Origin of the sequence: Luteibacter sahnii, from assembly GCF_034063545.1 — a bacterium.
Classification (GTDB): Bacteria; Pseudomonadota; Gammaproteobacteria; order Xanthomonadales; family Rhodanobacteraceae; genus Luteibacter; species Luteibacter sahnii.
Map to the genome: position 1 here is coordinate 62,998 of NZ_JAQLOK010000007.1, position 12,706 is coordinate 75,703.

General features: G+C 68.6%; 10 protein-coding genes. 6 read left to right on the top strand and 4 right to left on the bottom strand.

Annotated elements, in window-relative coordinates; all coding sequences use genetic code 11:
- The first annotated feature begins 51 nt into the window (after positions 1 to 51).
- From zwf to PI246_RS15820, 5 genes are all read left to right on the top strand, one after another.
- Positions 52 to 1,524 carry a glucose-6-phosphate dehydrogenase gene (gene zwf / locus PI246_RS15800; protein ID WP_320552277.1) on the top strand — a complete coding sequence of 491 codons (1,473 nt, stop codon included), beginning with the start codon at positions 52 to 54 and terminating at the stop codon, positions 1,522 to 1,524.
- Positions 1,521 to 2,222: a 6-phosphogluconolactonase gene (gene pgl / locus PI246_RS15805; RefSeq protein ID WP_320552278.1), complete on the top strand. Its 702-nt coding sequence runs from the start codon at positions 1,521 to 1,523 to the stop codon at positions 2,220 to 2,222. The genes zwf and pgl overlap by 4 nt, the downstream gene beginning before the upstream one ends.
- The gene (edd, locus tag PI246_RS15810; protein ID WP_320552279.1) at positions 2,219 to 4,030 is read left to right on the top strand and encodes a phosphogluconate dehydratase; all 1,812 of its coding nucleotides are present in this window, start codon (positions 2,219 to 2,221) and stop codon (positions 4,028 to 4,030) included. Before pgl ends, edd begins: the two co-directional genes overlap by 4 nt.
- A gap of 15 nt (positions 4,031 to 4,045) precedes the next feature.
- A complete protein-coding gene (eda, locus tag PI246_RS15815) occupies positions 4,046 to 4,690 on the top strand; it encodes a bifunctional 4-hydroxy-2-oxoglutarate aldolase/2-dehydro-3-deoxy-phosphogluconate aldolase (protein ID WP_320552280.1) in 645 nt (214 codons plus the stop codon).
- Between the two features lie 126 nt (positions 4,691 to 4,816).
- Positions 4,817 to 5,656 carry an EamA family transporter gene (locus PI246_RS15820; RefSeq protein WP_320552281.1) on the top strand — a complete coding sequence of 280 codons (840 nt, stop codon included), beginning with the start codon at positions 4,817 to 4,819 and terminating at the stop codon, positions 5,654 to 5,656.
- A 1-nt stretch (position 5,657) separates the two neighbouring features.
- Here the strand turns inward: PI246_RS15820 and PI246_RS15825 are convergent, their stop codons facing one another.
- The 4 genes from PI246_RS15825 to PI246_RS15840 all read right to left on the bottom strand — a co-directional run bounded on the left by PI246_RS15825 (position 5,658) and on the right by PI246_RS15840 (position 11,273).
- Entirely contained in the window at positions 5,658 to 6,983 is a 1,326-nt protein-coding gene (locus PI246_RS15825) for a TolC family outer membrane protein (RefSeq protein WP_320552282.1), read from the bottom strand.
- Between the two features lie 173 nt (positions 6,984 to 7,156).
- Positions 7,157 to 8,647: a glycine betaine/L-proline transporter ProP gene (gene proP / locus PI246_RS15830; protein ID WP_320552283.1), complete on the bottom strand. Its 1,491-nt coding sequence runs from the start codon at positions 8,645 to 8,647 to the stop codon at positions 7,157 to 7,159.
- Positions 8,648 to 8,891: 244 nt separating this feature from the next.
- Positions 8,892 to 9,917 (bottom strand): LacI family DNA-binding transcriptional regulator, encoded by a 1,026-nt coding sequence (locus PI246_RS15835; protein WP_320552284.1) that lies wholly within the window; start codon positions 9,915 to 9,917, stop codon positions 8,892 to 8,894.
- Positions 9,918 to 9,983: 66 nt separating this feature from the next.
- Positions 9,984 to 11,273: a sugar MFS transporter gene (locus tag PI246_RS15840; protein ID WP_320552285.1), complete on the bottom strand. Its 1,290-nt coding sequence runs from the start codon at positions 11,271 to 11,273 to the stop codon at positions 9,984 to 9,986.
- Positions 11,274 to 11,662: 389 nt separating this feature from the next.
- Between PI246_RS15840 and glk the strand changes: the two genes are divergently transcribed.
- Positions 11,663 to 12,682, top strand: coding sequence for a glucokinase (gene glk / locus PI246_RS15845; protein ID WP_320552286.1), 1,020 nt, complete (start codon positions 11,663 to 11,665; stop codon positions 12,680 to 12,682).
- The last annotated feature ends 24 nt before the right edge of the window (positions 12,683 to 12,706 follow it).

Genomic DNA, 12,706 nt, shown 5'->3' on the forward strand with positions numbered 1-12,706 from the left:
GTCACTGGTACGATCCTGTGGCCTATTCACCGATTCCATGAGGCGACTGTCGTGAGCGCTCCCCTCCCCCTGATCGAACCCTTCGATCTCGTCATCTTCGGCGGCACCGGCGATCTCGCCGTACGCAAACTCCTTCCCGCGCTGTATCACCGGTTCGTCGAAGGCCAGATCCAGACCCGCAGCCGCATCATCGGCGTCGCCCGCGAAGGGCTTGACGACGCCGGTTACCGCGAGCAGGTGCGCGCGGCGATCGAAAAGGGCGTGGCCCACGTCGCCCCGGCGCAGCTGGACGCGTTCCTGGCCATGGTGGGCTACCGCTCGCTCGACGCGCGCAAGGCCGACGGCTGGGACGAATTCGCCCAGCTGCTCGGCGAGCGGGCCGAACACATCCGCGTGTTCTACCTCTCGACCTCCCCGGAGATCTTCACCGACATCTGCCAGCGCCTGGGCGCGCTCGGCCTCAACGGCGACGGTTCGCGCGTAGTGCTCGAAAAACCCATCGGCCGCGACCTGCAGAGCGCCAACGCGATCAACGACGCGGTCGCCGAGGTCTTCACCGAGTCGCAGACCTATCGCATCGACCATTACCTGGGCAAGGAAACGGTGCAGAACCTGCTCGCGCTGCGCTTCGGCAACGCGCTGTTCGAGCCGCTGTGGAACGCCCAGCACATCGACCACGTGCAGATCACCGTCGCCGAGACCGTCGGCGTGGGCCATCGCGCGGGCTACTACGACCGGGCCGGCGCGTTGCGCGACATGGTGCAGAACCACATCCTGCAGCTGCTGTGCATGCTCGCGATGGAACCGCCCTCCTCGCTCGCGCCCGACGCCGTGCGCGACGAGAAGCTGAAAGTGCTCCGTTCGCTGCGACCCATCGACGGCAGCAACGCCGCCCAGCTCACCGTGCGCGGCCAATACCGCGCGGGCGCCGCCGAAGGCCAGGGCGTGCCGGGCTACCTCGACGAACTGGGCAGCGAACAGTCGATGACCGAAACCTTCGTCGCCCTCAAGGCGGAGATCGGCAACTGGCGCTGGGCCGGCGTGCCGTTCTACCTGCGCACCGGCAAGCGCCTGCCCAGCCGCGTGTCGGAGATCGTGGTGACGTTCCGCGCGCTGCCGCATTCGATCTTCGACCCGGCCAGCGGTCCGCTGATGCCCAACCGCCTCACGCTGCGCCTGCAGCCCGACGAAGGGGTCAAGCTGTGGCTGACCATCAAGCACCCGGGTTCGGGTGGCCTGCGCCTTCGCCACGTGCCGCTGGACATGAGCTTCGCGACGGCGTTTGGCGTGCAGCAGCCCGACGCCTACGAACGGCTCATCCTCGACGTGGTGCGCGGTAACCCCACGTTGTTCATGCGCCGCGATGAGGTCGAGGCGGCCTGGAACTGGGCCGGCCCGATCCTCGATGCATGGGAAGCCGGCGGCGACCTGCCCAAGCCGTATACCGCCGGCACCTGGGGTCCGAGCGCCGCCGTGGCGCTCATCGAACGTGACGGCCGCACCTGGGCCGAGGAATCCGCATGAACGCCAAGATCCATCGCCATGAATTCGCCGACAAGCTGACGCTCGCCGACCGGCTCGCCCGCGCCGTGGCCGCGACGCTCGACGCCGCCGTCCAGGCGCGGGGCAAGGCCACCCTGGCCGTGTCCGGCGGCAGCACGCCGAAGACGATGTTCGCCGTGCTGGCCGAACAAGAGATCGACTGGTCGAAGGTCACCGTCACGCTGGTCGACGAGCGCTGGGTCGGCGCCGACAGCGACCGCTCCAACGCCCGCCTCGTCGCCGACCACCTGTTGCACCATGAGGCCCGCAAGGCGACCTTCCGGCCGCTGTTCGATGCCGCGCACGCCGACGACGTCGATGCCGCGCTGGCCGACGTCGGCGCGCGCGTCGATGCCCTCGGCCTCCCGTTTGATGTCGTGATCCTGGGCATGGGCGGCGACGGCCACACCGCCTCGTTCTTCCCCGGTGGCGATCACCTGTCCGAGGCGACCGATCCGGCCGGCCGCGCGACCGTGGCGTCGATGCGCGCCGACGGCGCCGGCGAGCCGCGCATCACGCTCACCTTGCCCAGGGTGCTCGACACCCGGGCGCTCTACCTGCACATCGAAGGCGCGGATAAGAAAGACGTGCTCGCCCGGGCCGAAGCCGGCGAGGATCTTCCCATCCGCTCGGTCCTCACGCACGCACGCGTGCCCGTCGACGTCTACTGGGCCCCATGAGCATCCATCCCGTTCTCGCCGAAGTCACCCAGCGCCTCGTGGAGCGCAGCCGCGCGTCGCGCGCGGCCTACCTGGCCAAGATCGACGCCGCGCGCGGCAAGGGCGCCAAGCGGCACCATCTTTCGTGCGGCAACCTCGCCCACGGTTTCGCCGCCTGCGGCGAGACCGACAAGCACGCGCTGCGCCACGGGCATGCCGCCAACATCGCCATCGTCACGGCGTACAACGACATGCTCTCGGCGCACCAGCCGTACGAGCGCTATCCGGCGCTGATCCGCGGCATCGCGCGCGAACGGGGCGCCACCGCGCAGGTGGCCGGCGGCGTGCCGGCGATGTGCGACGGCGTCACCCAGGGCCGCCCGGGCATGGACCTGTCGCTGTTCTCGCGCGACCTCATCGCCATGGCCACCGCCGTATCGCTCTCGCACGACATGTACGAAGGCGCCGTCTACCTCGGCATCTGCGACAAGATCGTGCCGGGCATGCTGATCGGGGCATTGTCGTTCGGCCATCTGGCCAGTGCCTTCATCCCCTCCGGCCCGATGCCGTCGGGTATCCCGAACGAAGAGAAGTCGAAGGTGCGGCAGGCCTTCGCGGCCGGCAAGGCCACGCGTGCCGAACTGCTCGAGGCCGAGGCGCGCTCGTATCACGGCGCCGGCACGTGCACGTTCTACGGCACCGCCAATTCCAACCAGATGCTCATGGAGATCATGGGCGTGCACGTGCCGGGCGCGAGCTTCGAGCCACCGGATACGCCATTGCGCGATGCCCTCACGGCCACGGCGGTCGAGCGCGTGCTCGCCACGGACTGGATCGGCGGACACTACCTGCCGTTGGGTCACATCATCGACGAGCGCGCCATCCTCAACGGCGTGGTCGGCCTGCATGCCACCGGCGGTTCGACCAACCACCTGCTGCACCTGGTCGCCATGGCCCGCGCGGCCGGCATCGACCTGCGCTGGGACGACTTCGACGCGCTCTCGGCGGTGGTGCCCTTGCTGGCGCGCGTCTACCCGAACGGCTACGCCGACGTGAACCACTTCCACGACGCGGGTGGCATGGCCTTCCTGATCGACCAGCTGCTCGGCGCCGGGCTGCTCCATGGCGACGTGAACACGCTCATGGGTCCCGGACTCGACGCCTACCGTAAGGTGCCCGCGCTCGACGACGGCGTGCTGGTGTGGAAGCCGGTCGCGACGCAGAGCGGCAACCGCGGCGTGCTGCGTTCCATCGATGAGCCGTTCCGCCACGACGGCGGCCTGCGCATGCTCAAGGGCAACGTCGGCCGCGGAGTCATCAAGGTGTCGTCGGTGCCCGAGGACCGCATGGTCATCGATGCGCCGGCCATCGTCTTCGACGACCAGGACGACGTCAAAGCCGCCTTCGACCGTGGCGAACTCGATCGCGATTTCGTCGCCGTCGTGCGGTTCCAGGGGCCGCGCGCGCGCGGGATGCCCGAGCTGCACAAGCTCACGCCCACGCTGAGCCTGCTGCAGGACCGCGGTCACCGCGTGGCGCTGCTCACCGACGGGCGCATGTCCGGTGCATCGGGACGCGTGCCCGCCGCCATCCACGTCACGCCCGAGGCCGAGGCCGGCGGTCCCATCGCGTGCATCCGCACGGGCGATCGTGTGCGCCTGGATGCCACGGCCGGCACCCTGGAGGTGCTGGTCGACGCGGACGAATGGGCACGCCGCGTGCCCGACGACATCGATCTCTCCGCCCACCACACGGGCATGGGGCGCGAGTTGTTTGCCATGTTCCGCCAGTCGGCCGTCGCGGCCGATCTCGGCGCGGGTGTCTTCTGACCACTACGGATCCTTATGAGCAACGAAGCGAAACAACGACGCGTCGAATCCACGCTGGCGCTGGCGCCGGTGGTCCCCGTGGTCATCATCGACGACGCCTCGCGCGCCGTGGGCATGGCGCGCGCGCTCGTCGCGGGCGGCGTCCCGGCGATCGAGGTCACGCTGCGCACCCCGGCGGCGCTGGACGCCGTGCGCGCCATCGCGGCCGAGGTGGAGGGCGCGGTCGTCGGCGTGGGCACGGTGCTCACCGCGAAAGACCTCGACGCGGCGCTCAAGGCCGGCGCGCAGTTCGCGGTGTCGCCGGGCAGCAGCCCGCGGCTGCTCGACGCGGCCGACGATTGCGAGCTGCCGTTGCTGCCTGGCGCGGCTACGGCGAGCGAGGCGATGGCCCTGTTGGAACGCGGCTACCGGTTCCAGAAGTTTTTCCCCGCCATGCCCGCGGGCGGACCGAAGCTCGTCGGGGCCTGGGCGTCGCCGCTGCCGCAGATCCGCTTCTGCCCGACGGGTGGTATCAGCCTCGCGAACGCGCCCGACTTTCTCGCCCTGCCCAACGTCGCCTGCGTGGGCGGTTCGTGGCTGACGCCAGCCGACAAGCTCGCCGCGGGCGATGTCGCCGGCATCGAAGCCCTTGCGCGCGAGGCCGCCCAGCTCAAGCGCTGATCGGCACCGGCCTGCGCCGGTGCGACGCCCCCGTCGTCCCGGCACAGCGATCGGTTTTCGTGCCGTTGCCCACCGGTACCGACGCTTCGTGCCATGCTTCGCGCTCTTTCGACCGCGTTACCCGCCATGTTCCCTATCTTTCTCGCCGTCGTTTTCAGCGTCACTGTGTCGGTGTTGCTCAAGCTCGCGCGACGTGCGGACGTCGACATCGTGCAGGCGGTGGCGACCAACTACATCGTGGCCTCGCTCATGGCCTGGCAGGTGCTCGGTGCGACACCCCGCGCCGCAATGGACGCCCCCGCCACCTGGCCGGCGCTGGTCGCGCTCGGCATCCTCCTGCCCGCGATCTTCGTGGTACTCGCGCACTCCGTGCGGACGGCGGGTATCGTGCGCACCGACGTGGCGCAACGGCTGTCGTTCTTCATTTCGCTGTTCGCCGCGTTCGTCTTCCTCGGCGACACGCTCACCTCGCGCAAGGCGATCGGTATCGCGCTGGCGCTCGTCGCGGTGGGATGCGTGCTCTGGCGCAAGCGCTCCGGCGAGAAAGGCGGCGGCTGGGCGCCGCTCCTGGTCTTCGCCGGTTTCGGCGCCATCGACATCTGCTTCAAGCTCGTCGCCCAGGCAGGCGCCGGTTTCGCCAGCGCCCTGCTTGCCGCGTTCCTGATTGCGCTCGTCCCGTGCTGGATCGTGGCCCTGGGCCGCGCGGTCACCGGCAAGGCCCCGCTCGCATGGCGCCACATCGGCTTCGGCGTGCTGCTGGGCGCCTGCAACTTCGCCAACATCCTGTTCTACGTGAAGGCCCATGTGGCCTTGCCCGATTCGCCGTCGCTCGTGTTCGCCTCGATGAACGTCGGCGTCGTCGCGCTCGGTACCCTCGTCGGCGCGCTGGGTTTCCGCGAAAAACTGACGGTGACGAACTGGCTGGGCCTGGCCCTCGCGCTCGCCGCGATCGCGGTGATGAGCTGACTCACTCGAGCAGGCGGTTGATGTCCTGGATATCGTCGAGCGAGGCCACGCCCGCCGCGCGCTTGAGCAGGAGCTTGTTGAGGATGAACTGGTGGCGCACCGCGATGTACTGGCTGCGCACGTTCGCCAGCGTCTCGATCGCCACCACCACGTTGGTCAGGGTCTGCGTACCGATGTCGTAGCCCGCGCGCATCGATGCCACCGCCTTCTTCGCCGCCTCCACCGATCCCCGCGCGTCGCCGACCTGGCCGATACCGTCCACCACGAGGTTGAAATAGTTGTAAGCGTCGCGCGCCGTACGCCGACGCAGCACCTCGAGGTCGTCCTGGTCGGCATCGCGCTGGTGGATCGCCTGGCGCACTTGCGACTGGGTAAGGCCGCCGCTGAAGAGCGGCACCGTCAGGGTGAGGCCGACCGTGGTGCTGCCGGGCCCGTAACCCGCGCCGCCGCGCGCCGCATCCGACCAGGCGCCGGTCTTGCCGTAGCCCACCGCCAGGCCGAGCGTCGGCAGGTGTCCTGCGCGTGCCGCCGAAATCGAATGCTCGTCGGCCCGTACCAGGTGCGTCGCGGCGAGCAGGTCGGGATTCATGTCCATCGCCTGGTGCACCCACGCCTCGGCGTCGTTCGGCGACGGCGGCTGCATGGGGAGGTCGTCGCGCAGCGTCTTCAGGTGGCCCGGCAGCTGTCCCGTGATCTCCTGCAGCGCGCGCTGCGCATCCTTGAGCGCGTCCTGGGCGGTGACCCTCTGCGAGCGGATGTAGAAGTAGTAAGCCTGCGACTGGCTGACGTCGGCGGCCGGGGCGAGGCCATCGTGGAACAGCTCCGAGGCCTGGTCGTGCTGTTGCTTATAGGCATCTTCGTACGACTGGAACACCGCCAGCTGGTCCTGCGCCACGAGCACGGCGAAATACGCCGACGCCACGCGCACGTAGAGGTTCTGCAGCTCGCCGCGATAGGTTTCCTCCTGCGCGTCGGCGGTGTCGTGCGCGCCGCGCTCGCGTGCGAACTTCGATACGTCGACCACCGTCTGGCCTAGCGAGACCGACAGGTCGCGCTGGCGGCTATGGCCGCCGGTGCCGTCGGTACCGGTGCGACCGGGGTGGAACTGTTGCAGGTCGAGTCCGGCCGACAGCTGCGGCAACAGGGCGGAGCGTGCCTGCGGTACCGCTTCGGCGGCCACCAGTCGCCGCGCGTCGGCGCCGGCGAGCACGGGATCGTTGGTCACCGCCTGCCGGTATACGTCCAGCAGGTCCTCGGCGCCCGCCATCGACGGCAGCACGCATGCCACGGCCAGCGCGAGCCGGCCTCCCCAGGTTTTCGTCCCCATCGCTCGGTGTCCTTCGCTCTCGTCGGGAGCCGGTCGCATCGGTGGCGATCGGCGGATCAAGCGGCGAGGAGCAAGTTGCGTACCACCGTCCGGACGCGCGCCAGGGCGCGGCCTGGGACGATGCACACGGTGTCCGCGGACAGGCGCCGCGCGGACACTGGACAAGCGGACGATCAGCCCGCGCCGAGGGTCGCCGGTTGGCCGTCCGGCGCGACGGGGAGCTCGGCGTCGACGGTGAGCGGTGCGTCGCCGCGGAGGAACTCACGGGCCTCGGCGTGATCGGCCACGGCTGGCGGCGAACCGCGCAGCGGCAACCCTGCCGTTTCGGTAACGAAGAGCATCGTCACCACGCCGATCACCGCGGCACCCATCAGGTAATACGCGGGCACCAGGGGATCGCCGCTGCGCTCGACCAGCCACGCGGTGACCAGCGGCGTGGTGCCGCCGAACAGCGACACGGACACGTTGAACGCGATGGACAGCGCGCTGTAGCGCACCGGGGTATAGAACAGCGCAGGTAGCGTGGAGGGCATCGTGCTGGTGAAGCAGACCAGCGCGACGCCCAGCAGCATCAGGCCGCAGAAGATCAGCAGGTCGTTGCCGGTGCCGACCAGCCACAGGCTGGGCACGGCCAACACGAACATAGCCATGCAGGCACCGATGATCATCGGGCGTCGGCCTATCCGATCGCTGAAGTGCCCGCCCAGCACGTTGAGCGGCATCATCACCAGCATGACGAGGAGGATGAGCAGCAGGCCCTTGGTCTGGCCGTAGCCCAGCGTCACCGTGAGATAGCTGGGCATATACGTCAGCAGCATGTAATCGGTGACGTTGAAGACCAGCACCAGGCCGATGCACTTCAGCAGTTGGCCGCCGTGCACCGCCAGCAGCGCCTTCAGGCCGACGCGCGGCGCGTCGCCCTGCGCTTCCATCGCGTCGGCGTGCGCCTTGAACGCCGGGGTTTCTTCCAGCTTCATGCGCATGTAGAGGCCCAGCAGGCCCAGCGGACCGGCGATGAGGAAGGGCACGCGCCATCCCCAGGCTAGCATCGTCGCGTCGTCGAGCAGCGTGGTGAGCGCGGTCACCACCCCCGCGCCGGCGATGTAGCCGCCCAGCGTGCCGAATTCGAGCCAGCTGCCCATCTGGCCACGGCGGGCATCGGTGGAATATTCGGCGATGAAGGTCGCGGCGCCGCCGTATTCGCCGCCGGTGGAAAAGCCCTGCAGCAGTCGCGCGAGCAACAGCAGCGCCGGCGCCCACAGGCCGATGCGGTCGTACGAGGGAATCAGCCCGATGGCGAAGGTGCCCAGGGCCATCATGATCATCGTGGCCGCCAGCACGCGCTGCCGGCCGAAGCGATCGCCGAGCGGACCGAAGACGAGGCCGCCGAGCGGACGCACGAGAAACGCGACGGTGAACGTCGCGAAGGTGGCGATCACCTGGGCGGTGGGGCTGTTGCCCGGAAAGAACACATGCCCCAGGGTCACGGCGAGGTAGCCGTAGACGCCGAAGTCGAACCATTCCATCGCGTTGCCGAGTGCGGCGGCACCCACGGCGCGGCGGAGCATCGGTTCGTCGACGATGGTGAGGTCGTCGGGCCGGAGGTGTTTGCGACGGCGTTTGAACCAGCCGAAGTGGGCGTCGTGGCCTGCGTAATCCTGCATGGTGGGGCTCCTGTTCACGCGGACGGCCACGCGCCGGCATGGCCGGGAGGCACCGTCCTGGGGATAGGGAAGCGCGACGCGTCGATCGGCGTCGCCTGGCGCGGTCACGAAGACTCGCGGGGATGCTCCAAGCGGCCCATCGGGACGCGATGCGGCGGAGACATCCTTGGGATCATAACCGGGGCGACGTTAAGCGGGCGTGGTCTTGCGAGAAAAACCGTTGATTTACAAGGTTTTGAATGAACTACAGACGGCGCGGCGCCGTCGAGCCACGGACCACCAGATCCGGGCTGAAGCCGTCGTTGGCGATCGGATGCGCCTCGTCGCGATCAAGTTCGGCGATGAGCCGCTGGGCCGCGTGGCGGCCGATCTCTTCGGTGTTCTGCCGCGCCGTGGTGAGCGCGGGCCACGACTGCTTCGAGAACGGGCTGTCCTCGAAGCCCGCGATGGAGAGCTCCCACGGCACGTCGACGCCGCCGGAGCGCGCGGCCGCGAGCACGCCCGCCGCGATCTCGTCGTTGGAGCCGAAGATCGCCGTCGGCGGCTCCTTCAGCGCGAGCAGGCGACGGGCACCACGGAAGCCGTCATCGAACGAATAGTCGCCCTCGACCACCAGCTTGCGGTCGACCGGCAGGCCGTATTCGCGCAGGGCGTCTTCGTAGCCCTGGTAACGCTCCGGGCTGGAGCGGTGCTCCTTGCCGCCCCACAGGAAGCCGATGCGGTGGTGGCCGAGCTGGATCAGATGCTCGGTGATGGCATAGGCCGCGTCGCGGTCGTCGACGAACACGCACGGCCAGCCGTCCTGCGGATCCTGACGCGCGGAAATGATCCGCACGAATGGCACGTTCTGTTCGGTAAGCGCCGCGAGGAGGGCCGGTTGCTCGGACATCGGCGGGCACAGCACCAGCCCGGCCAGGCGATTGCGCCGGGCCAGGTCGACCAGTTGCTCGGCCAGGCGCGGCGCGGCGGCGTCGCACGGATGGATCTGCAGGCCGAAGCCGCGCTCGCGGCATACCGACAGCACGCCGTTCTGCATGGCGATGACGTAGTGCGCGTTCGGGTTGTCGTAGACCAGCCCCAGGGCATAGGTGCGCGCGCTTCGCAGGCTGCGCGCGGCCTGGTCGGGCTGGTAGTCGAGGGCCTCGATGGCGCGCTGCACCCGGTCGCGGGTGCGCGCATGGACGGAGGGCTCGTGGTTGATGACGCGGGACACCGTCTTCAGCGAGACGCCCGCGCGTTCGGCCACGTCCTTGATGGTGGGGCTGCGCAATCTACGACCCTCAATGGCGGGCAGCCATTATAGGGATGGCCGCCCCCTGCCGACGATATGGTCCGCTCAGTCCCTGGCGTGCTGGCCGACGCGGTGTCCGGCCGCGCCGTAATACAGGATGTAGAGGTAGCACGGCACCATGATGCCCAGGAACACTGCCTGGAAATCGTGGGTCTGCTTCAAGTGGGCGAAGATCACCGGGATGATCGCGCCGCCGGCGATGCCCATGATGAGGAATGCCGAACCGAACTCGGTCAGGCGACCCAGTCCCTTGATCGCGAGCGGAAAGATCGCCGGCCACATCATCGCGTTGGCGAAGCCCAGCGCGGCGACCAGGGCCACCGACACGTAGCCGCTGGTCAGGTAGGTGCCGATCGACAGCAGCACGCCGAGAATCGCCGAGAACGCGAGGTAACGCTGCTGCGACACGAAGCGCGGGATCAGCACCAGGCCCGCGACGTAACCCAGCAGCATCGCGATGAGCGTGAACGAGGTGAAGTGCTGGGTGTCGGCCGGCTGCATGCCGAAGCCCTGGCCGTAGGTGCCGATGGCGTCGCCCGCCATCACTTCCACGCCCACGTACACGAACAGGCACAGCACGCCCAGCCACAAGTGCGGGAAGCTCAGCAGGCTGCCCTTGCCGTGCCCGATGGCACGTTCGGAGTTATCGCTGGAGGGCTTGATCTCCGGCAGCGACGAGCGCACCACCCAGATCGCCAGCACCACGAGAAGGGCGGCCATCACCATGTAGGGCATGTGCACCTTCGCGGCGAAGGCCGCGAGCAGGGCGTCTTTCTGCGCCGGGTCGGTGGTGGCGGCCACCTGGTCGCCGAAGGTGCGGATGTTGCTCATCACCACGGCGCTGAACACGAAGGGTGCCGCCGCGCCGGCGAGCTTGTTGCAGATGCCCATGAAGGCGATGCGCTGCGCGCCGCTCTCGATCGGACCGAGGATGGAGATGTACGGGTTGGACGCCGTCTGCAGCAGCGACAGGCCCGCGCCGATCACGAACAGGCCGGTGAGCGCGCCCGGGTATACGCGCATGGTCACGAACTGGCCGAACATTACCGCGCCGATCGCCATCACGAACAGGCCCAGGCCCATGCCTTTCTTCATGCCCGTTTTCTTCAGGATGAACGAAGAAGGCAGGGCGAGGAAGAAGTACGAAAGGTAGAACGCCATCGGCACGAGGAACGCGTTGACGTCGTCGAGGTTGAAGGCCAGCTTGACGAAGGTGATCAGCGGGCCGTTGAGCCAGGTCACGAAGCCGAAGATGAAGAACAGGACACCGATGATGATCATCGGTACCAGGCTGGATGGGCGCGTCTGCTCGACGGCGGCCGACGTGGACGACATGGGTGTTCCCCCGGATGGTGATGCGTGACAGGCGACGGTTCGCGGACGGCGATCGGCGCGCGGTTTTGTCCCTTTATTGACTCGTGGGCTCAACGTTGTCAATGCGAACCGACCGACTCCCGCGTCCGCCTGCGCGCGATTCGCACTTTCGATGGTGCGACGCAGCAGAGCTATCGCACGCAATTCATCACGATCTAAGCGCCTCGCTTTTCCCAACCCGTTGAAATCACGAGCGTCATCGCTATTGCGGCGCATGAAGAAAATACGGCTGTCTCATCCGTTTGTCCTGTTGACAACGTTGTCATCCGGCTTCCAGACTCCGGCCGTCATCAGGGGTGTCACGGCGCGTTCGCCGCGACGACAACGAGCCGGTCATAAGGGAGCCATACGTGGGCGAGTCGGCCAAACAGCGTGAGATCGCGCATGCAGCCCGGGCGGAGGCGTTTCTCTCCGCCGACGTGGGCGGCACGCACGCGCGCATCGGCCTGGTGCGACGCGCGGGCGACGGCATCGAGGTGCTGCGCTACGAGCGTTATGCCTGCGCGCAGTGGCCGAGCCTCACCGCCGTGCTCAGCGACTTCATGACCCGGCTTGAAGACGATGTCCTCGTGCGGCATTGCGCGGTCGCCTCCGCCGGCTACGTGCTCGGCGACGCGGTGGTCAACGAGAACCTGCCCTGGCCGGTCTCCATCGGCGAGATCCGCGACACGCTGGGGCTCGCCGGCCTGGCCGTCGTCAACGATTTCGAGGCGGTGGCCTACGCGTGCCAGTTCCTTCAGGTGCACGAGACGCAGCCGATCGTCGCGACCGCAGCGGTGCCGGCCAATGGTCCCGTGCTGGTGATGGGGCCGGGCACCGGGCTGGGTTCGGCGGTGCTGCTGCCGGGCAAGCCGCACGCCACGGTGTTGCCGACCGAGGCGGGCCAGATCTGCCTCGCGCCGGGCAACGAGCGCGAGGCGGCGATCCTGCGCGAACTCGCGCGGGACCGCGACTATGTGCCTTACGAGGCGGCGCTGTCGGGCCCGGGACTGGTCAACCTCTATCGCGCCATTTCGACGCTGCGCGGTACGCCGGCGACGCTGGCCGAGCCGGCGGACGTCACCCGGGTGGCGCTGGACGGAAGCGATCCGGCCGCCGTCGAGGCGCTGGACGTCTTCTGCGGGCTGCTCGGTAGTTTCGTCGGCGACCTCGCCCTGCTCTACGGCGCGCGCGGCGGCGTGTACCTCGCGGGCGGCATCCTGCCGCGGATCCGCGAACGCCTGCTCGCCAGCAGTTTCGCCACCCGGTTTTTCAACAAGGGCGTCATGCGCGCCTTTCTCCAGCAAGTACCGGTACGTCTGATGGACCACGGACAGTGGGGAGTGATCGGTGCCGCCGGTCTGTACCTGCACGGTTCGACCGCTCATTGAAGAGCGGGAAAGGAACGCGTCTCG

Excerpts from the sequence above, each read along its gene's own strand:
- proP (WP_320552283.1), bottom strand. The coding sequence starts at position 8,647 with ATGCAGGATTACGCAGGCCACGACGCCCACTTCGGCTGGTTCAAACGC.
- PI246_RS15840 (WP_320552285.1), bottom strand. The coding sequence starts at position 11,273 with ATGTCGTCCACGTCGGCCGCCGTCGAGCAGACGCGCCCATCCAGCCTG.
- PI246_RS15825 (WP_320552282.1), bottom strand. The coding sequence starts at position 6,983 with ATGGGGACGAAAACCTGGGGAGGCCGGCTCGCGCTGGCCGTGGCATGC.
- eda (WP_320552280.1), top strand. The coding sequence starts at position 4,046 with ATGAGCAACGAAGCGAAACAACGACGCGTCGAATCCACGCTGGCGCTG.
- edd (WP_320552279.1), top strand. The coding sequence starts at position 2,219 with ATGAGCATCCATCCCGTTCTCGCCGAAGTCACCCAGCGCCTCGTGGAG.
- pgl (WP_320552278.1), top strand. The coding sequence starts at position 1,521 with ATGAACGCCAAGATCCATCGCCATGAATTCGCCGACAAGCTGACGCTC.
- PI246_RS15820 (WP_320552281.1), top strand. The coding sequence starts at position 4,817 with ATGTTCCCTATCTTTCTCGCCGTCGTTTTCAGCGTCACTGTGTCGGTG.